The sequence below is a fragment of the Microbacterium hatanonis genome (assembly GCF_008017415.1).
Lineage (GTDB): Bacteria > Actinomycetota > Actinomycetes > Actinomycetales > Microbacteriaceae > Microbacterium > Microbacterium hatanonis.
Genome location: NZ_VRSV01000001.1, coordinates 1,592,389 through 1,618,977, shown reverse-complemented (window position 1 = coordinate 1,618,977; position 26,589 = coordinate 1,592,389). Strand labels below are relative to the sequence as shown.

Annotated in this window: 29 protein-coding genes; 21 read left to right on the top strand and 8 right to left on the bottom strand. The window is 69.8% G+C overall.

Translation table 11 applies throughout. The features are described 5' to 3' along the window. Positions 1 to 8: 8 nt before the first annotated feature. A complete protein-coding gene (locus FVP77_RS07800) occupies positions 9 to 488 on the bottom strand; it encodes a DUF3515 family protein (RefSeq protein WP_147893964.1) in 480 nt (159 codons plus the stop codon). 57 nt (positions 489 to 545) lie between these two features. Here FVP77_RS07800 and thiL point away from each other — a divergent pair, with 57 nt between their 5' ends. Further along, on the top strand, positions 546 to 1,538 hold the full coding sequence (gene thiL / locus FVP77_RS07795; RefSeq protein WP_147893963.1) for a thiamine-phosphate kinase: 993 nt from the start codon (positions 546 to 548) through the stop codon (positions 1,536 to 1,538). Here thiL and FVP77_RS07790 read toward each other — a convergent pair. Beyond that, complete coding sequence (locus FVP77_RS07790) at positions 1,508 to 2,089, bottom strand: RsmD family RNA methyltransferase (protein WP_147893962.1); 582 nt, start codon at positions 2,087 to 2,089, stop codon at positions 1,508 to 1,510. The genes thiL and FVP77_RS07790 overlap by 31 nt on opposite strands. A gap of 80 nt (positions 2,090 to 2,169) precedes the next feature. Here FVP77_RS07790 and FVP77_RS07785 point away from each other — a divergent pair, with 80 nt between their 5' ends. The 6 genes from FVP77_RS07785 to mutM all read left to right on the top strand — a co-directional run bounded on the left by FVP77_RS07785 (position 2,170) and on the right by mutM (position 7,341). Next, the gene (locus FVP77_RS07785; protein ID WP_147893961.1) at positions 2,170 to 4,338 is read left to right on the top strand and encodes an ATP-dependent DNA helicase RecG; all 2,169 of its coding nucleotides are present in this window, start codon (positions 2,170 to 2,172) and stop codon (positions 4,336 to 4,338) included. Positions 4,339 to 4,393: 55 nt separating this feature from the next. Then, positions 4,394 to 4,891 (top strand): pantetheine-phosphate adenylyltransferase, encoded by a 498-nt coding sequence (coaD, locus tag FVP77_RS07780; protein WP_147893960.1) that lies wholly within the window; start codon positions 4,394 to 4,396, stop codon positions 4,889 to 4,891. A 66-nt stretch (positions 4,892 to 4,957) separates the two neighbouring features. Next, entirely contained in the window at positions 4,958 to 5,512 is a 555-nt protein-coding gene (locus tag FVP77_RS07775) for a YceD family protein (protein ID WP_246134011.1), read from the top strand. Between the two features lie 2 nt (positions 5,513 to 5,514). Continuing rightward, on the top strand, positions 5,515 to 5,724 hold the full coding sequence (gene rpmF, locus FVP77_RS07770) for a 50S ribosomal protein L32 (RefSeq protein WP_028495421.1): 210 nt from the start codon (positions 5,515 to 5,517) through the stop codon (positions 5,722 to 5,724). A 17-nt stretch (positions 5,725 to 5,741) separates the two neighbouring features. Next, on the top strand, positions 5,742 to 6,434 hold the full coding sequence (gene rnc / locus FVP77_RS07765) for a ribonuclease III (protein WP_147893959.1): 693 nt from the start codon (positions 5,742 to 5,744) through the stop codon (positions 6,432 to 6,434). After that, positions 6,427 to 7,341 (top strand): bifunctional DNA-formamidopyrimidine glycosylase/DNA-(apurinic or apyrimidinic site) lyase, encoded by a 915-nt coding sequence (gene mutM, locus FVP77_RS07760; RefSeq protein WP_147893958.1) that lies wholly within the window; start codon positions 6,427 to 6,429, stop codon positions 7,339 to 7,341. Before rnc ends, mutM begins: the two co-directional genes overlap by 8 nt. On the opposite strand, the gene FVP77_RS07755 is transcribed toward mutM, so the two are convergent. Beyond that, positions 7,280 to 8,416 carry a GNAT family N-acetyltransferase gene (locus tag FVP77_RS07755; protein ID WP_147893957.1) on the bottom strand — a complete coding sequence of 379 codons (1,137 nt, stop codon included), beginning with the start codon at positions 8,414 to 8,416 and terminating at the stop codon, positions 7,280 to 7,282. The two genes, mutM and FVP77_RS07755, sit on opposite strands and share 62 nt — an antisense overlap. 57 nt (positions 8,417 to 8,473) lie before the next feature. After that, a complete protein-coding gene (locus tag FVP77_RS07750) occupies positions 8,474 to 8,740 on the bottom strand; it encodes a hypothetical protein (protein ID WP_147893956.1) in 267 nt (88 codons plus the stop codon). 437 nt (positions 8,741 to 9,177) lie between these two features. On the opposite strand from FVP77_RS07750, the gene smc reads away from it, so the two are divergent. From smc to FVP77_RS07735, 3 genes are all read left to right on the top strand, one after another. Next, the gene (gene smc / locus FVP77_RS07745; protein WP_147893955.1) at positions 9,178 to 12,696 is read left to right on the top strand and encodes a chromosome segregation protein SMC; all 3,519 of its coding nucleotides are present in this window, start codon (positions 9,178 to 9,180) and stop codon (positions 12,694 to 12,696) included. A 15-nt stretch (positions 12,697 to 12,711) separates the two neighbouring features. Continuing rightward, positions 12,712 to 13,584: a signal recognition particle-docking protein FtsY gene (ftsY, locus tag FVP77_RS07740; RefSeq protein WP_147893954.1), complete on the top strand. Its 873-nt coding sequence runs from the start codon at positions 12,712 to 12,714 to the stop codon at positions 13,582 to 13,584. 78 nt (positions 13,585 to 13,662) lie between these two features. Further along, positions 13,663 to 14,163: a DUF2004 domain-containing protein gene (locus tag FVP77_RS07735; protein WP_116646354.1), complete on the top strand. Its 501-nt coding sequence runs from the start codon at positions 13,663 to 13,665 to the stop codon at positions 14,161 to 14,163. Positions 14,164 to 14,171: 8 nt separating this feature from the next. On the opposite strand, the gene lipA is transcribed toward FVP77_RS07735, so the two are convergent. Both lipA and lipB read right to left on the bottom strand, forming a co-directional pair. Next, positions 14,172 to 15,143: a lipoyl synthase gene (gene lipA / locus FVP77_RS07730; protein ID WP_147894487.1), complete on the bottom strand. Its 972-nt coding sequence runs from the start codon at positions 15,141 to 15,143 to the stop codon at positions 14,172 to 14,174. Positions 15,144 to 15,169: 26 nt separating this feature from the next. Continuing rightward, a complete protein-coding gene (gene lipB / locus FVP77_RS07725) occupies positions 15,170 to 15,808 on the bottom strand; it encodes a lipoyl(octanoyl) transferase LipB (RefSeq protein WP_147893953.1) in 639 nt (212 codons plus the stop codon). Between the two features lie 86 nt (positions 15,809 to 15,894). On the opposite strand from lipB, the gene FVP77_RS07720 reads away from it, so the two are divergent. The 3 genes from FVP77_RS07720 (at position 15,895) to FVP77_RS07710 (ending at position 19,567) form a co-directional block, all read left to right on the top strand. Next, the gene (locus FVP77_RS07720; protein WP_147893952.1) at positions 15,895 to 16,872 is read left to right on the top strand and encodes a TetR family transcriptional regulator; all 978 of its coding nucleotides are present in this window, start codon (positions 15,895 to 15,897) and stop codon (positions 16,870 to 16,872) included. Between the two features lie 63 nt (positions 16,873 to 16,935). Beyond that, positions 16,936 to 18,498, top strand: a complete 1,563-nt coding sequence (ffh, locus tag FVP77_RS07715; RefSeq protein ID WP_147893951.1) for a signal recognition particle protein — start codon at positions 16,936 to 16,938, stop codon at positions 18,496 to 18,498. A 208-nt stretch (positions 18,499 to 18,706) separates the two neighbouring features. After that, positions 18,707 to 19,567, top strand: coding sequence for an endonuclease domain-containing protein (locus tag FVP77_RS07710; protein WP_147893950.1), 861 nt, complete (start codon positions 18,707 to 18,709; stop codon positions 19,565 to 19,567). A gap of 92 nt (positions 19,568 to 19,659) precedes the next feature. Here FVP77_RS07710 and FVP77_RS07705 read toward each other — a convergent pair whose 3' ends face one another. Further along, positions 19,660 to 20,820, bottom strand: coding sequence for a glutamate--cysteine ligase (locus tag FVP77_RS07705; RefSeq protein WP_147893949.1), 1,161 nt, complete (start codon positions 20,818 to 20,820; stop codon positions 19,660 to 19,662). Positions 20,821 to 21,013: 193 nt separating this feature from the next. Between FVP77_RS07705 and rpsP the strand changes: the two genes are divergently transcribed. Genes rpsP through trmD form a run of 4 tightly spaced genes read left to right on the top strand, consistent with a single transcriptional unit; the run spans position 21,014 to position 23,035 of the window. Next, positions 21,014 to 21,430 carry a 30S ribosomal protein S16 gene (gene rpsP, locus FVP77_RS07700; RefSeq protein ID WP_147893948.1) on the top strand — a complete coding sequence of 139 codons (417 nt, stop codon included), beginning with the start codon at positions 21,014 to 21,016 and terminating at the stop codon, positions 21,428 to 21,430. Between the two features lie 4 nt (positions 21,431 to 21,434). Further along, complete coding sequence (locus tag FVP77_RS07695; protein WP_116646361.1) at positions 21,435 to 21,665, top strand: RNA-binding protein; 231 nt, start codon at positions 21,435 to 21,437, stop codon at positions 21,663 to 21,665. Next, positions 21,658 to 22,329, top strand: coding sequence for a ribosome maturation factor RimM (gene rimM, locus FVP77_RS07690; RefSeq protein ID WP_147893947.1), 672 nt, complete (start codon positions 21,658 to 21,660; stop codon positions 22,327 to 22,329). The genes FVP77_RS07695 and rimM overlap by 8 nt, the downstream gene beginning before the upstream one ends. A gap of 1 nt (position 22,330) precedes the next feature. Continuing rightward, complete coding sequence (trmD, locus tag FVP77_RS07685; RefSeq protein ID WP_147893946.1) at positions 22,331 to 23,035, top strand: tRNA (guanosine(37)-N1)-methyltransferase TrmD; 705 nt, start codon at positions 22,331 to 22,333, stop codon at positions 23,033 to 23,035. A 9-nt stretch (positions 23,036 to 23,044) separates the two neighbouring features. On the opposite strand, the gene map is transcribed toward trmD, so the two are convergent. After that, positions 23,045 to 23,827 carry a type I methionyl aminopeptidase gene (map, locus tag FVP77_RS07680; RefSeq protein WP_147893945.1) on the bottom strand — a complete coding sequence of 261 codons (783 nt, stop codon included), beginning with the start codon at positions 23,825 to 23,827 and terminating at the stop codon, positions 23,045 to 23,047. Positions 23,828 to 23,961: 134 nt separating this feature from the next. Here map and FVP77_RS07675 point away from each other — a divergent pair, with 134 nt between their 5' ends. From FVP77_RS07675 to FVP77_RS07660, 4 genes are all read left to right on the top strand, one after another. Beyond that, positions 23,962 to 24,450 carry an MFS transporter permease gene (locus FVP77_RS07675; protein WP_147893944.1) on the top strand — a complete coding sequence of 163 codons (489 nt, stop codon included), beginning with the start codon at positions 23,962 to 23,964 and terminating at the stop codon, positions 24,448 to 24,450. 158 nt (positions 24,451 to 24,608) lie between these two features. Next, entirely contained in the window at positions 24,609 to 24,959 is a 351-nt protein-coding gene (gene rplS, locus FVP77_RS07670; protein WP_116646366.1) for a 50S ribosomal protein L19, read from the top strand. A gap of 160 nt (positions 24,960 to 25,119) precedes the next feature. Then, positions 25,120 to 25,878 carry a signal peptidase I gene (lepB, locus tag FVP77_RS07665; protein ID WP_147893943.1) on the top strand — a complete coding sequence of 253 codons (759 nt, stop codon included), beginning with the start codon at positions 25,120 to 25,122 and terminating at the stop codon, positions 25,876 to 25,878. Between the two features lie 22 nt (positions 25,879 to 25,900). Next, positions 25,901 to 26,560 carry a ribonuclease HII gene (locus FVP77_RS07660; RefSeq protein WP_147893942.1) on the top strand — a complete coding sequence of 220 codons (660 nt, stop codon included), beginning with the start codon at positions 25,901 to 25,903 and terminating at the stop codon, positions 26,558 to 26,560. The last annotated feature ends 29 nt before the right edge of the window (positions 26,561 to 26,589 follow it).

Below are 26,589 nucleotides of genomic sequence, written 5' to 3'. Positions count from 1 at the left end.
GCGGCCCGTCAGCCGTCGGTGCCCGGCCGGTCGGTGCAGACGCTGCCGGTCTCGACCAACTGACGCGCGAGCATCGGCGAGACGGCACGGAGGGTGTCCGCGCTGCCCACGACGTCGAAGTCGAGGTAGACCTCGACGGCGGGCGTGCGCCCGAACGTCGTGAAACGGTAGAACGGCGCGTCGGTCTCGTCGACGAGCCAGTCGACGCCCTCGACGTTCTGGCACGAGAGTGTGGACGGCCCGGGGACGGCGACACCGCACGTGAGGAGGATCGCCGAGGGATCGCCCCACGCTCCGGTCGCCTGAGCGTCGGTCCAGCGGCGGGTCTCGCCGGCGATGGTCTGGGGGAGCCTCACCGACACGTCGGCGCACGCGGGGTCGTTCGCATTCGGCGCGGCGTCCATCGAGACGGTGCCGGCGCACGCCGAGAGTCCGGCGACGGCCGCGAGCACCACGCCCGCGGCGAGGAGACGGGGCAGGCGGATCACTTCTCCAGGGTACCCGCCGCGCGATCGTGTCGATGCGCCGGGCGCTAGCGTGGGACCGTGCAGGAGCAGACCGTGGGCGACCTCAGCGAAGGGGCGATCCTCCGCCGCATCCTCGACCGCCTTCCCACGAGCCGGGCGATCGTCGGGCCGGGTGACGACGCGGCCGTGCTCGACGCGGTCGACGGGCGGGTCGTCGCGACGACCGACACCCTTGTGCACGGCCCGGACTTCCGGCTGGCGTGGTCGAGCCCGTTCGACCTGGGGTGGAAGGCCGCGGCGGTGAACCTGTCCGACGTCGCCGCGATGGGCGCGCGCCCCACCGCGCTGCTCGTGGCCCTCGCGATGCCCGACGACCTCCCCGTGTCGTTCGTCGACGGACTCGCCGCGGGTCTCGCCGCCGCGTGCGCGGAGCTCTCCCCGGGGTGCGCGGTGGAGGGCGGCGACCTCACGGTCTCCGACACGCTCACGATCGCCGTCACCGCTCTGGGATCGCTCGATGGCCGGGAGCCCGTTCGTCGCTCGGGTGCCGCGCTCGGCGACACCGTCGCCGTCGTGGGCGACCTCGGCGTCGCGGCCCTGGGCCTCTCCGTGCTGTTCCGCCGCTTCGTCGACGCCGCGGGGTCGCCGGTCGCGATCGATCCCAGCGGGTGGGCGGGGCTCACCGCAGCCGAGGCCCTCGGGTTGCAGCGGCAGCTGGCGCCGCGTCCTCCGATCGCCTCCGGAGCCATCGCCGCGATCGCGGGCGCGACGGCGATGATGGACGTCTCGGACGGACTGGTCCTCGACGCGCGTCGGATGGCCGATGCGTCCGGGGTCACCATCGACATCGTCCGCGCGCTGCTCGGCGCAGACCCCGATGCGGCGCTCGGAGGCGGCGAAGACCACGCGCTCCTCGCGACCTTCCCCCCGGGCGCAGCGCTGCCGGAGGGGTTCCGTGCGATCGGCGAGGTGCGCGCGCGCGTCGCTGCGGCGGTGACGGTGGACGGCGTCCCGTACGAGAAGCCCGGCGGGTGGGACCCCTACAGGGACTGGGACGCGGGAAGAGGCTGACCCCACCACATCGCCGTGTCGCCGTAGACGCGGTCGCGGAGGGGCTCGAGGCCCGCGTCGATCCACCGAGGACCGGGAGAGCGCTTGGCGCGCTCGACGATCACGACGGCATCGGGCGACAGGTGCGGGGCGAGGGCGGTCAGAGCCTCGGTCAGATCGCCGTCGGAGACGTCGTAGGGCGGGTCGACGAAGACGAGGTCGTACGGCCCCGCGGCGTCTCGGAGGAATCCGGTCACCGTCGCGCGGTGGGCCCGGAGAGGCGGCGGGCTCCCGAGTGCCTTCGCGACGCGCTCGGCGTTGCGTCGGATCAGTGCCACGGCCTGCGGAGCATGCTCTACGAGATCGACGGATGCGGCGCCTCGGCTCGCGGCCTCGAGTCCGAGCGCGCCCGATCCGGCGTAGAGGTCGACCACCCTCGCGCCGTCGACGAGCCCGGCCGCGTCGAGCGCACCGAAGAGCGACTCGCGGACACGTTCGCTCGTGGGGCGGGTGCCCTTCGGAGGCACGTCGAGCACGGTGCCTCCGGCCGAGCCGGAGATGATGCGGGTCACCGTCTCACCCTACAAACACCCGCACGGCATCCGAGGCGGTGTCCGGCGGCGATGTCGGCGATCCTGCCTAGACTTTCCCCATGCCCGCCCTGACTCTCGCGTCGCGTCTCGACGGCGTGGTGGGCGGCAAGACGGCTGCCGCGTTCGAGCGCGCCTTCGGCATGGCGACCGTCGGCGAGCTGCTCGGTCACTACCCGCGTCGGTACGCCAAGCGGGGCGAGCTGACGCCGATCGCCTCGCTTCCCCTCGGCGAGCCCGTGACCATCGTCGCGGAAGTCGTCCGCGCCGGCGAGCGTCGCATGCAGAACAAGCGCGGATCGCTCGTGGAAGTCGTCATCACCGACGGCGACGGACACATGAGCCTCACGTTCTTCAATCAGCCGTGGCGCATCAAAGAGCTCTACCCGGGGCGCCGGGGCATCTTCTCGGGCAAAGTGGGCGAATACCGGGGCGCGACGCAGCTGACCAACCCGGATTACGAGCTGTTCGAAGACGTTGAGCAGGCGCGCATGACGGCCGAGGCGAACGCGAATCTGCCTATCCCCATCTATCCGGCCACGAGCACGGTGACCAGTCGCATGATCACGGACGCCATCGCCCTCGTCTTCGCCGGTCTCGGCCCGATCGATGACCCGCTCCCCGAGACCCTTCGCGCGCGGCACGGTCTGCTCGAGGCGCGTACGGCCTTCGAGAGGGTGCATCGGCCCGACTTCGAGGAGCAGGTCGGGCCGGCGGTCGCGACGCTGCGCATGCATGAGGCGCTCGTCCTGCAGTCGGCGCTTCTGCAGCAGCGGCAGTTCGTGAGGGCGATGTCGGCGACGCGGCGCCCCGCGTCCGCCGGGGGGCTCCTCGAACGCTTCGACGCACTGCTTCCCTTCGATCGGACTCCCGACCAGGTCACGGTGGGCGACGCGGTCGCGGCCGATCTGGTCGGCGAGTGGCCGATGAACCGGCTGATCCAGGGGGAGGTCGGATCGGGGAAGACCCTCGTGGCATTGCGGGCGATGCTGCAGGTCGCCGAGTCGGGTGGCCAGTCGGCGTTGATCGCGCCGACCGAGGTGCTCGCCGCGCAGCACGTGCGCTCGATCGCCCGCATGCTCGGTCCTCAGCTCGCCCCTGAGCTGATGCCGACGCTGCTCACGGGGCAACTGCCCGCCGCCGAGCGACGCAAAGCGGCGCTGCGCGCCGCATCCGGTCAAGCGCGCATCATCGTCGGAACACACGCATTGCTCAGCGCGTCGACCACGTTCGCCGACCTCGGTCTGGTGGTGGTGGACGAGCAGCACCGGTTCGGCGTCGAGCAGCGAGAGGCTCTCCGTGCGAAAGGCTCCACGCCGCACACGGTCGTGCTCACGGCGACGCCCATTCCGCGCACCGTCGCCATGACGGTGTTCGGCGACCTCGACGTGTCCACGATCCGCACGATGCCCGCAGGGCGCGCAGGGATCTCGTCGTTCGTCGCCCCCGTCGCCGAGAAGCCGGGCTGGTTCGCGCGGGTGTGGGACCGCGTTGCCGAGGAGGTCGCCCAGGGACGACAGGCTTTCGTCGTGTGCCCCGCGATCGACGCCGAGGCCTCCACGAAGGACGACACCGCCGACGACATGGTGGCCGAGGCCGAAGCCGCGGCTCCCCGCATCCGGTGGGGCGTGGTGCAGGTCGCCGACGTGCTCTCGCGTCACCCCGCCTTCACGCAGCTGCGCGTAGAGATCCTCCATGGCAAGATGCCGTCCGACGAGAAGGACGCCGTCATGCAGGCGTTCTCGCGCGGCGACATCGATGTGCTCGTCGCGACGACCGTCGTGGAGGTCGGCGTAGACGTGCCGAACGCGTCGGCGATGGTGATCCTCGAGGCCGACCGCTTCGGCGTCTCGCAGCTGCACCAGCTGCGAGGCCGAGTCGGACGAGGCGGCCTGCCCGGCATCTGCCTTCTGGTGACCGAGGCCTCGGCGGGCACGTCGGCGCGCGCGAGGGTGGAGGCGGTGGCCAGCACGCTCGACGGCTTCGAACTGGCCGAGGTCGACCTCGAGCTGCGAGGGGAGGGCGACGTCCTCGGCGCCGTCCAGTCGGGTGCTCGCTCGTCGCTGCGACTGCTCCGCGTGGTCAAAGACGCCGACGTCATCGCCGAGGCTCGTGCGACCGCCGAGCTCATCTTCGCCGATGACCCCGCCCTCGCCCAGCATCCGGCTCTCGCAGCCGCGATCGACCGACGTGTCGGCGTGCTGGAGCGAGCAGCTCTCGCTCGTTCGTGACCCGTCGGGTCGCCGGGTTCAGGTTTGTGCCATCGTCGCTCGATAGGCTGACGACATGGACAGCCGGATCGCCGTCGTACCGGGGTCGTTCGACCCGCCGACGCTCGGACACATCGACGTCATCCGCCGAGCCGCAGCGCTCTACGACCAGCTGCACGTGCTGGTGGTGCACAACCCCGGCAAGGAGGCGCTGCTCCCCATCGCGCAGCGTCAGGCGCTCCTGGAGCAGTCGATCGCCGAGGACGGCATCGAAGGCGACGTGGTCGTGGCCGCGTGGAGCATGGGCCTGCTCGTCGACTATGCGACCGATGTCGGGGCGGGCGTGCTCGTGAAGGGCATCCGATCGCAGATCGACGTGGCGTACGAATCGCCTATGGCGATCGTCAACCGCCACCTCGCCCACATCGAGACCGTCTTCCTGCTGCCCGATCCGGCCCACGCGCTCGTGTCGAGTTCGCTCGTGCGGCAGGTCGCCGCCCTCGGCGGAGACGTCTCGCCGTTCGTTCCGCCGGCCGTGGCGCGGTTCCTCGATACGGGTGCCAGCGCTCGCTGACGGAGCCTCGGCCGCGTGCGGCGGGTAGCATGGACGACCGTGAGAACTCGCCGACCCGGACCCTTCATGCTGCACGTCCGCGATATCGTCCACCACCCGGGGGAGATGCGCGAGTTCGAGCTCGACCTCGACACGCCCGAGAAATGGGGCGAGGGCCTCGTGTCCATCCCGGCGGGCGAACCGCTCGACCTCGACGTGCGTCTCGAGTCCGTGCACGAAGGCATCCTCGTCACCGGCACGGCCGACACGCGGCTGACCGGGGTGTGCGGCCGCTGCCTTCAAGACATCGCCGAGCCTGTCGAAGTCGAGTTTCAGGAGCTTTTCACGTATCCTGGAAACGAAGCGGCTGATTTCGAGGTTCAAGACGATTACGTAGATCTTGAAACTCTGATCAGGGACGCCATTGTCCTCTCGCTTCCGTTCCAGCCGGTGTGTCAGCCGGATTGCCTCGGGCTCGACCCGGAAACAGGCGAGCGACTGACCGAGAGCACCAGCGAAAGCGAGCGAACGCCTGTCGATCCTCGATGGGCTGCGCTCCAGCAGTACCCCTCAGACCCTGACGGCGAAGCGCCCCGCCGCGCCACGCCCGAATCCGAAGACACCGTCACAGAGAAGAGCTAGTCATGGCAGGTAACCCCCCGAAGCGGAAGGTCTCCCGCTCCAACACGCGCTCGCGCCGTGCCCAGTGGAAGGCTGCCCCCATCACGCTGACCACCACGGTCGAGAACGGCAAGGTCGTCTACAGCCGTCCGCACCAGGCCAAGGTCGTCACCGACTCGCAGGGCACCGAGCTGTTCCTGGAGTACAAGGGACGCAAGGTCGCCGACGTCTGACGTCCGCGGCAGGTGCCGTGACAGTCGCTTCTGCTGAGCGCCAGACGCTCATCGACAGGCTCGGGGTCGATATCGACCCCGAGCTTCTGTCGCTTGCCCTCACCCATCGTTCGTTCGCGTACGAGAACGGCCACATCCCCCACAACGAGCGCCTCGAGTTCCTGGGCGACTCCGTGCTGGGGCAGGCCGTGACCGTGCGCCTGTTCACCCGGCATCCCGACCTCGACGAGGGGTCGCTCGCCAAGCGCCGCGCCAGCGTCGTGTCGACCGTTGCTCTCGCGGAGGTCGCGCGGCGCATCGGTCTCGGGGATCACGTGCTCCTGGGTCGGGGCGAGATGCTCACCGGCGGGCGCGATAAGGATTCGATCCTCGCCGACACGACCGAGGCCGTGATCGGCGCGGCCTACCTCTCGGCCGGCCAGGACGAGGCGACGGCCCTGGTGCTGCGCCTGGTCGAACCCCTTCTCGATGACCCGGAGCGCTACGGCGCGGCGATGGATCCGAAGACGAGTCTCCAGGAGCTGGCCGCTCAGCAGGGGGCGTCCGCGCCGAGCTACGAGGTCGATGCGACGGGCCCCGACCACGACCGGCGCTTCACGGCCACGGTCCGCGTCGGCGACGTGGTCACCCGCGGCCAGGGCACCAGCAAGAAGCAGGCCGAGATGGCGGCTGCGCTAGCGGCGTGGCGCGAACTCGGCGGACGTGCCTGAGCTCCCCGAGGTCGAGGTCGTCCGCGCCGGCCTCGCGCCCGCCGTCTCCGGCGCGCGCATCGCGGCGGTGACCGTGCTCGACGAGCGCGCACTCACACGCCACGGCGACAGCGGCCCTTCATTCGAGCGTGCTCTGATGGGTCGTTCGTTCACCGCCGCGGTGCGCCGGGGGAAGTTCCTCTGGCTGCCCCTCGCCCACAGCGGCCCCGACCCGCAGGCGATGATCGCGCACCTCGGCATGAGCGGGCAGATGCTGCTGCGGCCGTCGGGCGCTCCCGTGGAGCGCCATGAACGCGTGCGGCTCGATCTGCAGCATCCGACGCACGGCGAGCTTGCCGTCGTCTTCGCGGATCAGCGCACGTTCGGCTCGCTCGCGATCGACGCACTCGAACCGACGCCCGACGGCGCCGCCGGGGGCCGAGGAGATGCGGCCGCGGTCGCTCCGCGCCAGGTTGCGCACATCGCCCGCGATCCTCTCGACCCCGCCTTTCGAGACGGCGTCTTCCGTTCGGTGCTCGCCCGCAAGGCGTCGGGGATCAAACGCGTCCTCCTCGACCAGACCGTCGTGAGCGGCATCGGCAACATTTACGCCGACGAGTCGCTCTGGGCCGCGCGCATCCATCCGGAGACGCTCGCGCTCGATCTGTCGACCCGGGCCGTGAACCGGTTGCTCGCGGAGGTTCGAGCCGTGCTGGAGAAGGCTCTCGCCGAGGGCGGCACGAGCTTCGACGCGCAGTACGTCAACGTGAACGGACAGGCGGGCTACTTCGCGCACTCGCTCAACGCCTACGGGCGCACGGGGGAGCCGTGCGCCCGCTGCGGGCGACCGATCATGCGGGTGTCGTTCACGAACCGCTCGAGTCACTACTGTCCGCGGTGTCAGCGCCTGCCGTCGTCGGGTCGCTGAGCACCTTCTTCCAGGCGCCCTCGTAGCCGATCGGTTCGAACCCGATGGCTTCGTTGATGTCGAGCATCGGCCGGTTCTCCTCCGCGTTGTACGTGAGGACTCGCGGCGATTCCGGTGCGATGTCGAGCCAGGCCAGCAGGCCCACGCACTTCACCAGCATCCCGAGCTTGTGGCCTCGGTGCGATGAGAGCACGAGAGTGTCGTACTGCGAGGTCGCCTCGGTGAGGTCGTTGTTGATGACGAGCTCGTTGAACGCGACGAGCTCACCCGTCTCGGTATGCTGCGCCGCGGTGACCAGGGCGGTCCGCCCGGCGTCGACGATCTTCGCGTCGGCGCGAGCGACTCGGGCGGCGTCCCAGACTTCCTCGTCGAACTCGAGCCCGGCGGCGGGTGCGTCGGTGTTCATGCGCGACTTCATCCAGGCGTAGCCGTCGACGAATTCGGGCGGAGTCGGGAGACGCCACTGCACGGCCCGGTAGCCCACGGCAGCCTCCGTGGCACGCGCGCACAACTCTCGCACCCGGGGGAGTCCGTCACGAAGGTCGAGAGCACTGATGCGCTCGACCTGCTCCAGCTGATGTCCACGATGCTGGAGGAACCGCGCGATGTGGTCGAGGGGGATGCTCCCGAACCCCGTGGGCGGTTCCAACCGGTCTCCGGGAGAGGGCGGATGTTCCGCCCACGTCTGCAGCACGGTCCGTCCATGCGCGCGAGCCGTCGACTCGACCAGGGCGTACGCGGCGGTTCCGACCCCGCGGCCCCACACCGACCGTCGCAGTTCGACGAGCCAGAACACGACGCGGGACCCGGCTTCCTGCGGCACGTCGACCCCGACGCGTCCGACGGGTTCGCCGTCGAGGAGCACGAGCCAGGAGTATCGGATCTCGGCCGGATCCGGCGCATAGTTCGGGAGGAGCTCGGCGGGGGCCATCCGGCCGTCGTCATGCCCGGAGGTCTCCGCGTAGACGAGGTTGCGCACGTGCGTCATGGCGATGAAGTCGGCGGCATCCGGGTCGTCGATCGTGCGGGGAATGGTGAGGGGCCGGATCTCGAGTCCGGCGGGCGGGGCGTTCATAGGTGTTCCTTCGAGAGGGATCCGCCGGCCGTCGCGTGGGCGGCCGGCGGATCGGGGTCAGAGGGGGAGGCGTCGATCGAACTGCATCCGCGCGGCGGCGCGGGCGCGTTCTTCCTCGGCGCGGTGCTCGGCGAGGAGCCGGGCGTGGTCCGCGTGGTCGCGGACGCGATGGATGCGGCGGGTGCTCCGCAGGAGCAGCCACAGTCCGAGGCGCAGGGAGAGCCGATCGAGGAGGGAGATGCGGCCGCCGGGGTCGGCGACCGCCTGGAGGATGTCGTGCTCGGCGCGGTCGGCCGACCGAACACGCGAGGCCAGATCGTTCATGGCAGTCACTTTCGAGGTGGTGCGCGCGGGCATTCGAGCGACGCACGCGAGGCGGACGGGAGCCGCCGGGAGACGAAGGAGGACGCGAGACGCGTCGGGGAGCTCGAGCGCAGCGCGCGAGCGGGCCCTCGGAAGGGCGGAACGGATGGACCGGGGCGTCAGACGGCGGTCGTGCCGAAGGCGGCGAAGGAGCGGGTCACCGCAGCACGGACGCGGAACGCGTCTCCGGTAAGAGTGGGCTGGATCATGGTGACCTCCTTTCGACTTCGCAGCGGGGTAAGACGTTACCCGGGAGATGGAGCGAACGTCAAGCTTTCTCCCAGAATCGATGGATCTCCGGGCGTGTCGTCGTGCTGGTCGGATGCGCCTCCGGCCCGCCGAACGGGGTCTCGACGCTCTTTCCGGTACCGTGATGCGTTGATCCGAAGGACGACGCCATGCATCTGAAGAGCCTCACGCTCAAGGGCTTCAAGTCGTTCGCCCAACCGACGACCTTCGCGCTCGAACCGGGTGTGACGTGCATCGTCGGTCCGAACGGATCCGGCAAGTCGAACGTCGTCGATGCCCTCGCCTGGGTCATGGGAGAGCAGGGCGCCAAGACGCTCCGCGGCGGCAAGATGGAGGACGTCATCTTCGCCGGCACCTCGACGCGCGGCCCTCTCGGTCGCGCGGAGGTTCAGCTCACGATCGACAACTCCGACGGCGCGCTCCCGATCGAGTACTCGGAGGTCTCGATCAGCCGTACCCTCTTCCGCACCGGATCGAGCGAGTACGCGATCAACGGCGAGAGCTGTCGTCTGCTCGACGTCCAGGAGCTGTTGAGCGACTCGGGCCTCGGACGCGAGATGCACGTGATCATCGGGCAGGGTCGACTCGACAGCGTGCTGCAGGCGACGCCGGAGGATCGCCGCGGCTTCATCGAGGAGGCCGCCGGAATCCTCAAGCACCGCCGTCGGAAAGAGAAGACGCTCCGCAAGCTCGATGCGATGGAGGCGAATCTCACGCGTCTGAGCGACCTCGCCGGCGAGCTGCGCCGGCAGCTCAAGCCCCTCGGGCGTCAGGCCGAGATCGCGCGGGAGGCCGCGACGATCGCGGCCGTCGTCCGCGATGCCAAGGCGCGGCTGTTCGCCGACGAGCTCGTCGCGCTCCGTCGCGAGCTCGCCGACCACGCCCGCACCGAGCACGAGCGCCATACCGAGCGGCTCGTCCTGCAGGATCAGGCGGCGAACATCCGGGCCCGCGTCGAGCGCCTGGAGACGGAGCAGCGCTCTGAAGCCGTCGACGCCGCGCGTCGCGTCGCCTTCTCTCTCGAACAGGTCCAGGAGCGTCTGCGCGGGCTCTACTCGCTCGCCGGTCAGCGCCTGTCGCTTCTTGGTTCCGACGATGCCGACCCGTCGGCGATCGTGACGACGGTGTCGCAGGCGTCGATCGACGACGTGCGGACGGAGATCGACGAGCTGGCCGAGGGACTCGGCGACGCGCAGGATGCAGCGTCGGCCGCGACCCGCGAGGTCTCGCGCGCCCGAGCCGAGCTGGACGCGCTCGACACCGACATCGCGGCGCAGAGCGCTCTCGTCTCCGAGCACGACATGCGACTCACCGCTCTTCGGGGTCGGGCGGAGGCGGCGACGTCGGCGTTGACCGCCATGCTGGCCGGCGTCGAGCGCCAACAGCGCGCCCTCGACGCGGCGACCGCACGACGCGACGAGGCCGCTCAGGCGCTCGAGGCCCTCGAGCCCGTGGTGATGCCCGAGCAATCGGTGGCCGAGCACGCGGCCGCCTACGAGCGCGCGCAACGCGATGCGACGGAGGCGGAGAGCGCGGTGGAGGCGCTCCGCGAGCGGCTGCACGCCGCCGAGCGCGAGGTCGAGTCGCTGACCGCGCAGACGACGGCCCTCGGGAGAGCTCTCGACGTGCGCAACGCCGCCGCCGGACTCGCCGCGCGGGGTGAGCGCGGTGTGCGTGGTCTGCTCGCCGACAGCGTCAAGGTCACCGCAGGTTTCGAGGCGGCGATCGCGGCGGCTCTCGGTCCGCTCGCGGAAGGGCTGCTCGTCGACGCGTGGGACGACGCCTTCTCGGCGGCGTCGTTCGCCCGGGACGACGACCTCGGTGTCGTCGACATCACGGTGGCGGAGCCGGAGGTCGTTGCGGCGGCGAACGCGGCGCCCGCCGGACTCGTCGCGGCCTGCGATGTCGTCGCGGCGCCGCCGGGCGTGCTCGGGCTCCTGGCCGACGTCTTCGTGGCTGACGACCTCGACGCGGCGCGCGCTGCGGCGGCGGTGTTGCCCGCCGAACTCGTGCACGCGACGATCGTCACTCGCAGCGGCGAGACCGTCACCGCCTACACCATCCGGGCAGGGTCGGGCGAGGGGCGCTCGCGCCTCGAGCTCGCGGCCGAGCGGGATGCTGCGGCCGAACGTCTGTCGGAGATCGTCGTCGTCGCCGACTCGCTGCGCGAAGCCCTCGCCGAGGCGGCCGTCGTGCACCGGGAGTCGCGCCAGAAGACCAAGGACACGCTCGCTGCGCTCCGAGAGCACGACGCGAACGTCGCGTCACAGGCTGAGAAGGTCAACCGCGCCACCGTGAGGTTCGAAGCCGCCGTCGCGGAGTGCGAGCGGCTCGCCGCGGGTCTGGCGCAGGCCGCCGCCGCCGTGACCGGCGCAGAGGATGCTGCTCGCGTGGCGCAGCAGGCCCTCGAGTCCGCGCAGGAGGCGCCGCGTCCGATCCTCGACGCGTCGGCTCGGGACGGAATGCTCGCTGAGCTGGAAGCGGCCCGAGACGGCGAGATGCGCGCCCGACTCGACGTGGAGACGCTGCGCGAACGGGTGCGCGCCGGCGAGGCCCGCATCGTGCAGCTCGAGCGACAGCGCGAGCGCGAACGCGCCGCGGCCGAGGAGGCCGCTCGGCGCGCCGTCATCCGGCGCGCGCAGCGCGAGATCGCGGCGGAGGTAGCCCACCAGCTCCCCGCTCTCCTGGATTCGGTCGACCGTTCCGTCAGCCGGGCGCGCGTGGAACTCTCCGAGGCCGAGTCGGCGCGCACCGCGGTCACCGCGGAGCTGACAGGGGTGCGCGCCCAGGAGACCGCCGTGCGGGAGCGTCTCGCCGGATTGACCGAGAGCGTCCACGGTCTCGAGCTGCAGATCCACGAGAAGCGCCTCCACGCCGGCAGCCTCCTCGAGCGGGTGGGGTCGGAGCTGGGTCTGAGCGAAAATATTCTCATCGCGGAATACGGCCCGGATCAGCCCATCCCGACCGACGACGGCGACGCCGCGGTCGAAGCATCCGTTCCCTTCGACCGCCCAGCGCAGCGTCGGAGGCTGCAGGAGGCCGAGCGCAAACTGGGCCAGCTGGGACGGGTGAATCCGCTCGCGCTCGAGGAGTTCGCCGCGCTCGAGCAGCGCCACGCGTTCCTCACCGAGCAGCTGGCGGACCTGACTCAGACACGCGCCGACCTCATGACGATCATCGACGAGCTCGACGAGCGCATGCAGACGATCTTCATCGCCGCGTTCGACGACATGAAGGTCGCGTTCGGTGAGATCTTCCCGATCCTGTTCCCCGGAGGCACGGGCAGCGTGGCCCTGACCGATCCCGACTCGCCGTTGACGACCGGCATCGAGGTGACGGTGCGCCCCGCGGGCAAGAAGATCGAACGGCTCTCGCTGCTCTCGGGCGGTGAGCGATCGCTGGCCGCCGTCGCCTTCCTCGTGGCGATCTTCACGGCGCGTCCCAGCCCCTTCTACATCCTCGACGAGGTGGAGGCCGCTCTCGACGACGCGAACCTCGGGCGCCTCCTGGGCGTGTTCGAGCGGCTCCGCGAGAGCAGTCAGCTCATCGTGATCACGCACCAGAAGCGCACGATGGAGATCGCCGACGCGCTCTACGGCGTTTCGATGCGCCAGGACGGCGTTTCCGCCGTGGTCGGTCAGCGCGTCGGCGACCGCGCCGCGCGCTGACCGTAGGCTGGATGCATGGCTGAGAATCCCTGGTCGCTCGGCCGTGCACTGCGCGGCATGTTCGTCAAACCCACGATCGACGAGACGACGTGGGATGACCTCGAGACGGCGCTCATCACCGCCGACTTCGGTCCGGACGTCACCGAGCGGATCATCGACGAGCTCCGCGAGAAGGTCGAGCGCTTCCGCACGACCGACCCGAAGGACCTCCAGCGGATGCTCCGCGAGACGATCGAGGAGCATTTCGCGAAGTTCGACACGACGCTCCGCCTCACCGAACGCCCGGCCGTGGTGCTCGTGGTGGGCGTGAACGGTGTCGGCAAGACGACGACGATCGGCAAGTTCGCGAAGTTCCTGCAGCGATACGGGCGCACGGTCGTCGTCGGTGCCGCCGACACCTTCCGCGCGGCCGCGGTCGACCAGCTCGCGACGTGGGCCGAGCGCGGCGGCGCCGCGATCGTCCGGCCGCAGCACGAGGGCCAGGACCCGGCATCCGTCGCCTTCCAGACCATCACCTACGCGAAGGAGACGGGCACGGAGATCGTGCTCGTCGACACCGCGGGCCGCCTGCACACCAAGGGCGGACTGATGGACGAGCTCGGCAAGATCAAGCGCGTCATCGAGAAGCAGGCGCCGATCAGCGAGGTGCTGCTCGTGCTCGACGCGACGACCGGCCAGAACGGCCTCATGCAGGCACAGGCCTTCCTCGACAGCGCCGGAGTCACCGGCCTCGTGCTCACGAAGCTCGACGGGTCGGCGCGCGGAGGCTTCGTCCTCGCCGTCCAGGAGCTCACCGGCATCCCCGTCAAACTGCTCGGACAGGGCGAGGGGATCGGAGATCTCACCGGCTTCACGCCGCACGTCTTCGCCTCTGCGCTGGTCGATTGATGACGGGCTTCGTGACCGGCCCGGCCGTGCGCGGTGCGGCGACTACCGTCGTGACCGCCGGACTGGTTTCATAGGGCCATGGCGATCGAGCACGACTTCTTCGGACTCCTCGAGTCGGGTCCGGACGGATCGATCTTCTGGTCCGAGAATGTGGAGTTCGGCGACCAGACGGTGACGGTCGACCTCACGGCTCCCGATCAGGACGACGTGTCGCAGGAGGCCCTCGATGCCGCCGCCGGGATGGTCTCCTCGCTGGAGGGCATCGACCGCACCGCGCGGGACGCGATGGTCTCCGAGCTCGATGACCGCACGAGCGAGGTGATCGAGTACATCCTCCAGCAGCAGCAGCTCCTGGGCGAGGAGCTCGACGATCTGCTCGTGGACGTCTCGGGCGACACCCAGATCGACGTGATCCGGTCGCTGCAGCTGATGAGCATGACGATCCTCGCCGACGAGCACGGGGGAGACGATCCCTTCGCGGTGCTCGAGTACGCGCTCGACCCCGAGGCCACCGACGACGTGCTGCTGGTCAATCTCGGTTCGGACGGCATCGTGCAGTCGGTGACCAGCGCCGACTGACGGTCCGGCTACACGGCCTGTGCGAACCCCTCGTCCGCAGCGGCGATGTCCTTCGCCAGGTGGGCGAGGTGCGGCGGGATGTCGCGACCCAGCGACACCATCGACTGCGCCCAGAGGCGACCCGCGCGATAGGACGACCGGACGAGCGGGCCGGCCAGCACCCCGAGGAATCCGATCCGCTCGGCCTCCTCCTTGAACTCGACGAACTCGGCGGGCTTGACCCAACGCGCGACGGGCAGGTGGCGGGGCGTGGGGCGCAGGTACTGCGTGATCGTGATGATGTCGGTCCCGGCTTCGCGCAGATCGCGGAGCGCCTGTACGACCTCGGCGGGCTCTTCGCCCATCCCGAGGATGAGGTTGGACTTCGTGATGAGGCCCGCTGCCCGTGCCCGGCTGAGCACGCCGAGCGAGCGGTCGTAGCGGAAGGCCGGGCGGATGCGCTTGAAGATCCGCGGCACGGTCTCCACGTTGTGCGCGAAGACCTCGGGCCGCGCGTCGAAGACCTCGTCGAGGAGAACCGGGTTGCCGGAAAAGTCGGTGGCGAGGATCTCCACGCCCGTCCCGGGGTTGTCGGCGTGGATGCGGCGCACGGTCTCGGCGTGGAGCCACGCGCCCTCGTCGGGCAGGTCGTCCCGCGCGACGCCGGTGACCGTCGCGTAGCGCAGGTTCATGCGCTGCACGCTCTCGGCCACACGGCGGGGCTCATCGGTGTCGTAGTCGGCGGGTTTGCCGGTGTCGATCTGGCAGAAGTCGCATCGTCGGGTGCACTGGGACCCGCCGATGAGGAACGTCGCCTCGCGGTCCTCCCAGCACTCGAAGATGTTCGGGCACCCGGCCTCCTGGCAGACGGTGTGCAGGTCCTCCGTCTTCACCAGCGACTGCAGTGCGGTGTACTCCGGGCCCATCCGCGCCTTGGTCTTGATCCATTCGGGCTTGCGCTCGATGGGCGTCTCGGCGTTGCGCACCTCGAGGCGCAGCATCTTGCGCCCGTCGGGCGCGGCGACGCTCACGCGGCCACCGCCGCGAACTCGGCGGTGAAGGCGGTCGTCACGGTCGCGACGACGTCGGCGGGAGAGACCGCGCGACCGGCGACCTCGCTCACCGTCGTGACCCCCGCGTCGCTGATGCCGCACGGGACGATCTGCCGGAAGGGCGCGAGCGAGTTGTCGCAGTTGAGGGCGAAGCCGTGCATCGTGACGCCTTTCTCCACGCGGACGCCGATCGCCGCGATCTTGTTGTCGGACAGGGGGCCGCGCACCCAGACGCCGCTGCGTCCCTCGACCTGGCGGCCGTCCACGCCGTGGATGCGCAGCGCGGCGATGAGCACGCGCTCCAGGCGTCGGACATGCGCGACGACGTCGATGGGCTCGGCGAGCCGGATGATCGGGTATCCGACGAGCTGCCCCGGGCCGTGCCACGTGATGCGGCCGCCCCGGTCGACGTCGACGACGGGGATGCCGTCGCGCGGGCGATCGGCCTCCTGCGTGCGGGTGCCCGCCGTGTAGACGCTCTCGTGCTCCAGCACGATCAGCGTGTCGGCTCTCGTGCCGGTGACCACGTCGGTGTGGATGCGTCGCTGCAGCGCCCATCCATCGAGGTAGGGCACGTAGTGCGGGGCGAGGCCCGCTTCGAGGATCTCGATCATCTCGACCTCCGCCGGAGTTGTTGCATGGAGTCTAACAACCTCGAACAGCACGCGGACGTCACTCCCTCGCGCCTACCCTGGAAGGCATGGCAGCTGATCAGCGCGGGGGTCGACCTCGCGCGTCCTCTCGAGAGACCCTGGCGGAGGCGGCATCCGAGCTCTTCCTCGAGAAGGGCTTCGCAGAGACGTCGGTCGCCGACATCACGACGCGCGCCGGGGTGAGCCGCTCGAGCTTCTTCAACTATTTCGCGACCAAGAGCGACGTCCTCTGGGCGGGCTTCGATGAGCGTGTCGGGCGTTTGCAGGGAGTGCTGGACCGCGACGACGACGCCGACGTCGACGCGGCGGTTCGTCGCGCGCTGAGGGATCTCCTCGACGGATTCGATCCCGACACCCTGGCGTTGGCGCTCGCCCAGTCCGACACGATGGGACTCACGGACGAGATCGAGCGCGAGTCGGCGGTCCGGCGGGCGCGCATCGCCCGTGCGGTAGCCGAGAGGCTCGTCGCCGGAGGCGTCGACCCCTTGCGCGCCGAGGTGCTGGGTGCGGCCCACGGGGGAGCGGTGCTCGCGGCGCTGTCGCGATGGGCGGGTGCCGGCGCAGGGCGCACCCCGCTCGGTGCGATCCTGTCGCGGGCCCTGGAGGCGGTCACGCCCGCCGGCGGTGGAGGGGCCGTGCGGCAGCTGCGCGTCGTCGTCCGCGCCGACGACTACGAGGCCGCCGTCGCGTTCTACCGGGATGTCGTGGGCATGCCCGAGAGGGCTGCGTACCAGGGCGACGGCGATGCGCACGTGACGATCCTCGAGGCCGGAGTAGCGACCCTCGAACTTGCGAACGCCGCTCAGGTCGCGATGATCGATCGCGTCGAGACCGACGGCGACACGAGCGACCGGATCCGCCTGGGCTTCGAGGTGACGGACGGCGCGGCGGCGACCGAGCGGCTGGCGGAGGGCGGTGCGGGCGTGCTCGCCTCGCCGCGCATCACGCCGTGGGGTTCACTGAACAGTCGCCTACGAGGCCCGGCCGATCTGCAGCTGACTCTCTTCGACGAGGATCCGGCGTAGCAGCGGCGGATGCTGCGGGCCCACGCCGGTGCGCCGCATCCGCTCGCGTAAACTTGTCGGATCATGGCTACTTTCGGCACGCTCTCCGACCGTCTCACAGAGACGTTCCGCAACCTCCGCACCAAGGGCAAGCTCACGCCCGCGGACGTCGACGGGACCGTGCGCGAGATCCGTCGCGCCCTCCTCGACGCCGACGTCGCACTGCCCGTGGTCAAGGACTTCACCGCGTCCGTGCGCGAACGCGCCCTGGGCGACGAGGTCAACAAGGCTCTGAACCCGGCTCAGCAGGTCGTGCAGATCGTCAACGAGGAGCTCGTCGGCATCCTCGGCGGACAGCAGCGTCGCCTGCAGTTCGCGAAGAACCCGCCGACCGTGATCATGCTCGCGGGTCTTCAGGGATCGGGTAAGACGACGTTCGCCGGCAAGCTCGCCAAGCAGCTCGAGAAAGAGGGCCACACGCCGCTCCTCGTCGCCGCCGACCTCCAGCGCCCGAACGCCGTCAACCAGCTGCAGGTCGTCGCGCAGCAGGCCGGCGCGACGATCTTCGCCCCCGAGCCCGGCAACGGCGTCGGCGATCCGGTGAAGGTGGCGAAGGCGGGAGTGGAGCACGCGCGACGCCAGCAGCACGACGTCGTCATCATCGATACGGCCGGGCGCCTCGGTGTCGACGCCGAGCTGATGAAGCAGGCGTCGAACATCCGCAAGGCGACCGACCCCGACGAGGTGCTGTTCGTCATCGACGCGATGATCGGCCAGGACGCCGTCAACACGGCCAAGGCCTTCCAGGAGGGCGTCGACTTCACCGGAGTGGTGCTGTCGAAGCTCGACGGCGATGCGCGCGGTGGAGCGGCTCTGTCGGTGGCGTCCGTCACCGGGCGTCCGATCATCTACGCGTCGACCGGCGAGGGCCTCGACGATCTCGAGCCGTTCCATCCCGACCGCATGGCGAGCCGCATCCTCGACCTCGGCGACATCCTGACCCTCATCGAGCAGGCGCAGTCGGCCTTCGACGAGGAAGAGGCGATGAAGGTCGCCGAGAAGCTCGCGACATCGACCTTCACTCTCGAGGACTTCCTCGAGCAGATGCAGCAGATGAAGAAGATGGGCTCCATGAAGAAGATGCTCGGGATGCTCCCGGGTATGGGCTCCATGAAGCAGCAGATGGAGAACTTCGACGAGCGTGAGATCGATCGCACCGAGGCGATCATCCGCTCGATGACGATCGCCGAGCGTCGCAATCCGAAGCTCCTCAATGGTTCGCGACGGCTGCGCATCGCGCGCGGTTCGGGCATGACCGTCACCGACGTGAACTCGCTCGTGCAGCGCTTCGACCAGGCTGCGAAGATGATGAAGACGATGGCCCGCGGCGGGGTCCCCAACATCCCGGGCATGGGTCCGGTGCCCGGAGCCGGGCGTCCGGGAGCCTCCTCCAAGCGCGGCAAGCAGCAGAAGGCGAAGGGGTCGCGGTCGGGCAACCCGGCCAAGCGTGCCGCCGAGAACGCCGGCATCGCCGCATCCGCCCCCGCCGCTCCGACCGGGTCGGGTTTCGGCCTCGGTGGCGCGAAGGGCGCTGCTCCGTCGGAGGCCGACCTCGCCGAGCTGCAGAAGATGCTCGGCCGCGGCTGACGCTTCGCGCCCGCGCCGTTCCGCACGTAGGAGATGGCGTGTACGTAGGCCGTTTCTCCGCATATCGTCCTACCTCTGCGCCATGACCTACGCCGGGCACGGCTGATCGCGCCCGGCTCGTCCTCCCCAGCCCGCTGGGAACGGAGGTTATGCACGGTGACGCGGATTGTCGTCGTGTCGGGAGCTCGCCGTCAGCGAGCGTTGCGCAATGCGACTCCCTCCCTTCCCCGTCTGGCTTCGAGAGCAGGGCGGTATCGCCCACTCGGCCACCGCCCGCGCCGCGGGGTACTCCCAGCGTGCGATGGCCGACGCGGTGGCGGGCGGCTCCGTGCACCGAGTGCGGCGCTCGTGGCTGGTGGCGCGTGATGCGGATGCCGGAGCGAGGTCGGCCGTCGAGGCCGGCGGTCGCATCACGTGCGTCACCGCCGCAGCGCGAACGGGGCTGTGGGTGCCCGACCGCGATGGACTCGTACATGTGGCGGTGAAACCCACTGCCTCCCGGGTGCGCGGAGCGTCGTCGGTGGTCCACTGGGGATCCGGCCCTGTGCCCGTTCCGCCCCATTCGGTCGAGGACCCGCTGATCAACGTGCTGTTCCACGTCGCTCGATGCCAGCCGCGGCGCGACGCGTTCGCGGTCTGGGAGTCTGCTGTTCGGCTCGCCATGGTCGAACCCGCCGAGCTCGCGCGCGTGACATCGAGGTCTTCGGCTGCCACCGACATCGCCGAGCATCTGTCGGCCCTCAGCGACTCGGGGCTCGAGTCGATCTTCGTGCATGGCGTGCGGGCCCTCGGACTCGCGGTGCGCCAGCAGGTGTGGATCGACGGGCACCCGCTCGACGCGGTGATCGGAGATCGCCTGCTCGTGCAACTCGACGGATTCGAGCACCACTCGAGCGCGCAGGATCGACGGCGCGACATCCGAGCCGACACCAGGCTCGCGCTCCGCGGCTACACCACCCTGCGATTCGACTGGTACCAGGTTCTGTTCGACTGGGCGTTCGTCGAGCGATCGCTCCTCCTCGCTGTGGCGCAGGGGCTCCACCTCGCGCCACCGGGGTTCCGGTCGTAGGAGACGGCGCGAGGGTAGGCCGTTTCACCGGCGATCGTCCTGCAGTGGCACCATCTCCTACCCTCGGCGCAGGGGAGAGCGGATGCTGCGCGCTAGAGCGACGACAGCAGGTGCTCGCGCAGCGTCGGCCCGCCCCGGAACTCGCGGATCAGATGCTGGACGACCTGGCGCAGATCGCCGTCGGCCGCCTCGGCGACCGCGATCTGCCGCGCGGAGCTGCCGCCGGTGGCGAGGATCGTCTGCAGACCCTCGAACTCCCGCGCGCACTTGAGCTCGGACGCGACATCGCGAAGACGATCGATCGTCTCGTGGAGGTGCTCGACGACGGGCTCCTCGCGTCCGTCCGAGTCGACGATGACTCTGGCGTCGAGACCGTAACGGGCCGCTCGCCACTTGTTCTCCCGGGCGAACCAGGGCTGGATGCGGGGGAGCTCCCGCCCTTCGTCGAGGTCGCGCGAGAACTGCTCGACCAGCGACTGCACGAGCGAGGCGACGGCGGCCAGCTCGGGCAGCGTCGACATGCCGTCGCACGCGCGCACCTCGATCGTTCCCCAGCGGGGTGCGGGGCGGATATCCCACCGCACTTCGGAGGCATCGGCCATGACGCCGGTGCGCACCATGTCGTCGAGATACCCCTCGAACTGCGCCCAGTCGTCGAGCGGCCAGGGGAGTCCGGCCGTCGGGAGCTGCTGGAAGACCAGCGCGCGGTTCGACGCGTAGCCGGTGCGCTCTCCCGCCCAGAACGGACTGGAGGCCGAGAGCGCCTGCAGGTGCGGCAGGTAGGTCGTGAGCGCGCCGATGATCGGCAGCACCTTGTTGACGTCCTCGACACCGACGTGGATGTGGATACCCCAGATCATCATGTTGCGCCCCCACCACTGGGTGCGCTCGATGAGGCTCTCATAGCGGGTCTTGTCGGTGACCTGCTGGTCGTACCACTGCGCGAAAGGGTGGCTTCCGGCGCACAGCAGTTCGAGGTGGCGGGGTTCGGTCTCGGCCCGGACGGCGGCGATCGCATCCGCGACGTCGTCGACGGCCGCGGCGACCGTGTCGCCGATGCCGCTCGTGATCTCGACCGTATTCGTCAGGAGTTCGCCCGTGACGGTGAAGCGTTCGAGGGCGGTGGACTCCTCCAGCGCGTCCAGGATCTCGGGGGCGCGGGGGACGAGGTCGCCCGTGTCCGCGTCGGCGAGCATGAGTTCCCACTCGATCCCGACCGTCGAACGGGGGGAGGTCGCGAAGGGCACCGTCATGGCCACATTCTGACATCCCGCGATCCGCGAGCCGTCGTTTCGCGGCACGCGCCGTCATCTGGCAGAATAGAGGGTCGGACCCGGTACTCGACCCTCTATCCAGTTCCCGGTCCACCTATTTGAGCTTCCGCCGGGTGTGCACCCCACTCTCCAGGCGTTCGGTTCGTTCGCTTTCCACACATTCAGGAGAATCGTGGCTGTAAAGATCCGTCTCAAGCGCCTGGGCAAGATCCGTGCGCCGTACTACCGCATCGTCGTCGCCGACTCGCGCACCAAGCGCGACGGCCGTGTCATCGAAGAGATCGGCAAGTACCACCCCACCGAGGAGCCCTCGTTCATCGAGGTCGACTCCGAGCGTGCGCAGTACTGGCTCGGCGTCGGCGCTCAGCCGAGCCCGCAGGTGCTCGCCATCCTCAAGATCACGGGCGACTGGGGCACCTTCAAGGGCGACGCGAACGCGACGTCGACCCTGAAGACCAAGGCCGAGAAGGTCCCCTTCGAGGTCGACTCCTCGAAGAAGTCGGTCATCAAGCCCAAGGCCGACAAGCCCGCCGCGGCTCCGGCCGACGCAGCCGAGGGCGACGCCGACGCGGCGTCCGCCTCCGAGTAAGCCGTTGCTCGCCGCCGCGCTCGAGCACGTCGTCAAGGGGATCGTCGATCACCCCGACGCCGTGTCCATCCGTTCCTCCACGTCTCCTCGCGGTGACGTGCTGGAGGTGCACGTGCACCCCGATGACCGGGGTCGCGTGATCGGGCGCGGCGGACGCACGGCCAAAGCCCTGCGGACGGTCGTCGGCGCTCTCGCCGACGGTCGCCGCGTGCGGGTCGACGTCGCCGATGACTGACGTGCCCGCAGAAGGTCGCGCACACTCGCCGCGACCGGCCCGCACCCAGTTGCGCGTCGGACGCCTCGTGAAGGCGCACGGGCTCAAAGGAGCCCTCAAGATCGAGCTCTACACCGACGACCCCGATGGCCGCTTCGCGCCCGGGTCGACCTTCACCCTTCAGGTTCCCGAGTCGTCGCCGTGGCACGGAAAGCCGCTCACGGTGCGCGAGTTCCGTTGGATGAACAGCCACCCGGTCGCCTTCTTCGAGGGTGTCGAAGACCGCAGCGGAGCCGAGGAGCTCGTTCGGGCGATCCTCTGGATCGACGAGGACGCCGAGTCCGCTCCCGTCGAGGACGACGCCTGGTACGACCACCAGCTGGTCGGCCTCGATGTCGTCCGCGACGGCGACGTCGTGGGCCGCGTGATCCGCGTCGATCACCTCCCCTCGCAGGATCTCCTCGCCGTGCGCCCGACGGGCGCCGCCGACGACGAGATCCTCGTCCCGTTCGTCAAGGCGATCGTGCCCGAGGTCGACATCTCGGCAGGGCGCGTCATCGTGACCCCACCGGCAGGCCTGTTCGAGGAGCTCGAGTCCGACGAATCGGAGACCGCAGCCGGTAAGGCGGACGTGGCGCAACCCGCAGCGTCCGAGTCCTCCGAGGGCGACGATACGGACCGCTGACGTGCGCATCGACGTCGTCTCGATCTTCCCGGCTTTCTTCGACGCCCTGGAGGTGTCGCTCCTCGGCAAGGCGCGCGGTGCGGGGATCCTCGACGTCCGCGTCCACGATCTGCGTTCCTGGGCGCATGACCGTCATCGGACGGTCGACGATACGCCGTACGGCGGCGGAGCCGGCATGGTGATGAAGCCCGAGCCCTGGGGTGAGGCGTTGGATTCGATCGTGGCGGATGCTGGCGACGACCCCGCCGCGCAGCATCCGGTCATCATCTTCCCCTCGCCCGCCGGCGAGGTGTTCACCCAGGCCACGGCGCGCGAGCTCGCCGAGGAGCGGCACCTCGTGTTCGGCTGCGGTCGCTACGAGGGGATCGACGAGCGCGTGTTCTCGTACGCGGCGACGATCGGCCGCGTGCGGCTCGTGAGCCTCGGCGACTACGTACTCAACGGGGGAGAGGTGGCGTCGATGGCGATGATCGAGGCCATCGGGCGTCTCGTGCCCGGCGTCGTCGGCAACCCGGCGAGCCTGGTCGAGGAATCGCACGAGGACGGCTTGCTGGAGTACCCGTCGTACACCAAGCCCGCCTCCTGGCGCGAGCGCGAGGTGCCGCCGATCCTCCTCAGCGGCAACCACGGAGCGATAGCCACGTGGCGTCGCGAGCAGCAGATCGAGCGCACGCGCGATCGTCGGCCAGACCTGCTGGCCGAGTAGGGCACCGCGTCAGTCGACGCCGAGGAACGACCGGTCGGTCAACACGATGGGACCTTCGGCGGTCATCGCCACGGTGTGCTCGGCGTGTGCCCCGCGCGATCCGTCGGCGCTGCGGAGGGTCCAGCCGTCGGCATCGGTGACGAGCTTGTCGGTCGTCGCCAGGAACCACGGTTCGAGCGCGACGACCAGTCCTTCACGCAACGGATACCCGCGCCCCGCCTTGCCGTCGTTGGGCACGTGGGGGTCGCCGTGCATGACCCGGCCGACGCCGTGGCCGCCGAAGTCGGTGTTGATCGAGTAGCCGTCGGCGTGCGCGACGGACGCGATCGCCGACGAAATGTCGCCGATCTTCTGGCCGACCACCGCGGCGTCGATGGCAGCGGCGAGCGCGCGCTCGGTGGTGTCGATGAGGGCGAGGTCCTCGTCGCGCGGTGTTCCGACGACGAACGAGACCGCGGAATCGGCGACCCATCCGTCGATCGCGACGGCGAAGTCGAGCGAGACCAGGTCGCCGTCGCGGAGGGCGTAGTCGTGGGGGAGTCCGTGCAGCACCGCGTCGTTGATCGATGTGCAGATGACTTTGCCGAACGGACTCGCGCCGAACGAGGGGTGGTAGTCGATGTAGCAGGACTCGGCGCCGGCGCGCCGGATCAGTTCGTGCGCGCGGCGATCGATGGCGAGGAGGTTCGTCCCCACCTTGGTGTCGTCGCGGAGTGCGGCGAGCGTCTCGGCGACGAAGCGACCCGCCGGGCGCATGGCGTCGATCTCGGCCGGGGTGCGCAGTTCGATCATGGGTGTCCTTTCGACCGCTCTATTCTTTCGTGAGACGACCTCGCGACCTATTCGCCGCGAGACGAACCCGAGAGGATGCTTCGGGCTCGCCCTGCAACGGCAGAGACGTCGAGGGCGCCGCGTAGCATCGAAGGATGTGGCTCCGACGGCTCTTCTTCCGCTGGCTCTTCCCGGCCGCCGTGGTGCTGCCCCTCTGGCTTCTGGTCGGGTGGGGCGTGTTCCAGGCGGGTGGGCTCGCATTCCTCTGGGTGCTCTTCATCGCGGCCCCGTCGGTGCTGGTCGGGCAGACGGTGCTCGCGCTCCTGGTCCGCGCGCGAGGGAGCGTTCGTGCCGATCGGGCCGTGTCGTGGTGGGACGTTCTGGCGTTCTCGGTCTGGCACGCGCTGATCATCGCGACCGGTTTCTTCCCGTCGTGGTTCGCTCTCGCGCTCGTCCTCGCGATCCTCGCGGCGGTGGGCGTCTTCTGGGTCAGCATCACGCAGCTCTGGCGCGAGACTCGGGGATCGGTGATGCTGCTGCGTACCGTCGACGGCACCGGGTACATCCCTCCGACGCATCCTTCTTCCACGCCGAGAGCCGACCCGGCGGTCGTCGTGCTGGAGGAGCGCCCGCACCGTTCGTAGGGTGTTTTGGACCGCTGCCGCATCCGTGGCAGAATAGACGTTTGTGTCCTGACCGGTTCTGCCACAGGGGAACCCGCCGCTTCCGCGGCACGGACGCGTCATCCCATTCTTGAACACATCATGCTGTCGACCTGTGGCGGCCGCAGGAAGAGACGATCATGCAGATCCTCGACGCAGTCGACGCGGCTTCGCTCCGCACCGACATCCCGACCTTCGCCCCCGGCGACAACGTGAAGGTCCACGTCAACATCACGGAGGGCAACCGCTCCCGTATCCAGGTCTTCCAGGGCATCGTGCTCGGCCGGTCCGGCGACGGCGTCCGCGAGACCTTCACGGTGCGGAAGATCAGCTTCCAGGTGGGTGTCGAGCGCACCTTCCCCGTGCACAGCCCCGTGATCGACCACATCGAGGTCGTCACCCGTGGAGACGTGCGTCGCGCGAAGCTCTACTACCTCCGCAACCTCCGCGGCAAGAAGGCCAAGATCAAGGAGAAGCGCGACGCTCGCTGAGTCGCTTCTCTCGAACGCCCCGGGCTGATGCCCGGGGCGTTCGTCTTTGCCCCTCCGACATCGGTCGAGATGGGCGGTCGCCGTGCACCGGAGGCGGCAGAGCGTGTGCGAACCTTGTGTGTGCGGTTCCCGAACGGCGGCGAGCCGAGTGAGGCATCCCATGAGCAGTGACCCGGCCGCCCCCGCCGACGAATCGGCCCCCGTCCTGGCGGAGGACAAGCCCCGTCGCGGGTGGTTGACGTTCCTGCGAGACGTCGTGGTCATCGTCCTGATCGCGCTCCTGGTGTCGTTCCTCGTCAAGACCTTCCTCGTCCGCTCGTTCTACATCCCGTCGGCGTCGATGAACCAGACGCTGATCGAGAACGACCGCATCCTCGTCGACGAGATCACCCCGCGCTTCGGCGGTTACGACCGCGGCGACGTCGTCGTCTTCCGCGATCCCGGAGGCTGGCTCGAGAAGACGCCTCAGGCGCCCGTGTCGCCCTTCACCGAAGGCGTGGAGTGGGTGCTCTCCCTGGTGGGTCTCGCAGCCCCCGACAGCGATGAGCACCTCATCAAGCGGATCATCGGCGTCGGTGGTGACCACATCGTCTGCTGCAACGCCCTCGGGCAGACCACGGTCAACGGGCAGGCGATCGACGAGACCGCCTACCTGAACCTCCTTCCGGGGAAGACGGCGCCCGACGTCCGCGAGTACGACGTGACGGTGCCCGACGGCTCGATCTGGGTGATGGGCGACAATCGCGACAACTCGCAGGACTCCCGCTTCCACCAGGATCAGCCCGGGGGCGGGTTCGTGCCCGTGGACAACGTCGTCGGACGTGCGTTCCTCATCACGTGGCCCTTCGACCGCTTCGGGCTGATCGATTTCCACCACGAGGTGTTCGCGGGGGTGCCCGCGCCGGAGGCGGCACCGTGACGCTCCGAGCCGAGGTCGCCCCGTGACCGTCGTCGAGCCGCGTCTGACGCTGGAACGCCGACTCCTCAAGGACTATCCACTGGTCATCGCGTGCGACGAGGTGGGGCGCGGCGCCCTCGCCGGTCCGGTCGCCGTCGGTGCCGCCGTCGTCGATCCCGCGCTGTCGCGCAGACGTATCCCGCCCGGGCTGCGTGATTCCAAGCTCGTTCCCGAGCCTCGACGGGCCGACGTCGCCGCCCGCGCGGCGTCGTGGGTGCCGCACAGCGCGGTCGGGTGGGCGAGCTCGGTGGAGATCGACGAGATCGGGATCATGGCGGCGCTCGGTCTCGCCGCCGTCCGGGCGCTTGCCGACCTTCGGGCGCACGGGGTCGTCCCCGAGACGGCGATCGTGATCCTCGACGGCAATTACGACTACATCACCCCGGCCGGGGCACAGGGGCTGCGCGTGACGCCGGTGATCAAGGCCGACCGCGACTGCGCCAGCGCTGCGGCCGCCTCGGTGATCGCGAAGGTCGCGCGAGACGCGCTGATGGTGACACTCCACGACGACCTCCCCGCGTACAACTGGGCGAGGAACAAGGGATACGCGAGCCTCGACCACCGCGAGGCGATATCCGCGAACGGTCTGAGCGCCCATCACCGGCATTCCTGGGCCATCGCAAACGCACCGACGCTCTTCTGAGACCCGCTGTCCCGGGCGCACGCGCGCGC

Bases quoted from the DNA above. Each gene is read 5' to 3' on its own strand.
- FVP77_RS07785 (WP_147893961.1), top strand. From the start codon at position 2,170: ATGCCCGCCCTGACTCTCGCGTCGCGTCTCGACGGCGTGGTGGGCGGC.
- coaD (WP_147893960.1), top strand. From the start codon at position 4,394: ATGGACAGCCGGATCGCCGTCGTACCGGGGTCGTTCGACCCGCCGACG.
- FVP77_RS07775 (WP_246134011.1), top strand. From the start codon at position 4,958: ATGCTGCACGTCCGCGATATCGTCCACCACCCGGGGGAGATGCGCGAG.
- rpmF (WP_028495421.1), top strand. From the start codon at position 5,515: ATGGCAGGTAACCCCCCGAAGCGGAAGGTCTCCCGCTCCAACACGCGC.
- FVP77_RS07755 (WP_147893957.1), bottom strand. From the start codon at position 8,416: ATGAACGCCCCGCCCGCCGGACTCGAGATCCGGCCCCTCACCATTCCC.
- FVP77_RS07750 (WP_147893956.1), bottom strand. From the start codon at position 8,740: ATGAACGATCTGGCCTCGCGTGTTCGGTCGGCCGACCGCGCCGAGCAC.
- smc (WP_147893955.1), top strand. From the start codon at position 9,178: ATGCATCTGAAGAGCCTCACGCTCAAGGGCTTCAAGTCGTTCGCCCAA.
- ftsY (WP_147893954.1), top strand. From the start codon at position 12,712: ATGGCTGAGAATCCCTGGTCGCTCGGCCGTGCACTGCGCGGCATGTTC.
- FVP77_RS07735 (WP_116646354.1), top strand. From the start codon at position 13,663: ATGGCGATCGAGCACGACTTCTTCGGACTCCTCGAGTCGGGTCCGGAC.
- lipA (WP_147894487.1), bottom strand. From the start codon at position 15,143: ATGCTGCGCCTCGAGGTGCGCAACGCCGAGACGCCCATCGAGCGCAAG.
- lipB (WP_147893953.1), bottom strand. From the start codon at position 15,808: ATGATCGAGATCCTCGAAGCGGGCCTCGCCCCGCACTACGTGCCCTAC.
- FVP77_RS07720 (WP_147893952.1), top strand. From the start codon at position 15,895: ATGGCAGCTGATCAGCGCGGGGGTCGACCTCGCGCGTCCTCTCGAGAG.
- ffh (WP_147893951.1), top strand. From the start codon at position 16,936: ATGGCTACTTTCGGCACGCTCTCCGACCGTCTCACAGAGACGTTCCGC.
- FVP77_RS07710 (WP_147893950.1), top strand. From the start codon at position 18,707: ATGCGACTCCCTCCCTTCCCCGTCTGGCTTCGAGAGCAGGGCGGTATC.
- FVP77_RS07705 (WP_147893949.1), bottom strand. From the start codon at position 20,820: ATGACGGTGCCCTTCGCGACCTCCCCCCGTTCGACGGTCGGGATCGAG.
- rimM (WP_147893947.1), top strand. From the start codon at position 21,658: ATGACTGACGTGCCCGCAGAAGGTCGCGCACACTCGCCGCGACCGGCC.
- map (WP_147893945.1), bottom strand. From the start codon at position 23,827: ATGATCGAACTGCGCACCCCGGCCGAGATCGACGCCATGCGCCCGGCG.
- FVP77_RS07675 (WP_147893944.1), top strand. From the start codon at position 23,962: ATGTGGCTCCGACGGCTCTTCTTCCGCTGGCTCTTCCCGGCCGCCGTG.
- rplS (WP_116646366.1), top strand. From the start codon at position 24,609: ATGCAGATCCTCGACGCAGTCGACGCGGCTTCGCTCCGCACCGACATC.
- lepB (WP_147893943.1), top strand. From the start codon at position 25,120: ATGAGCAGTGACCCGGCCGCCCCCGCCGACGAATCGGCCCCCGTCCTG.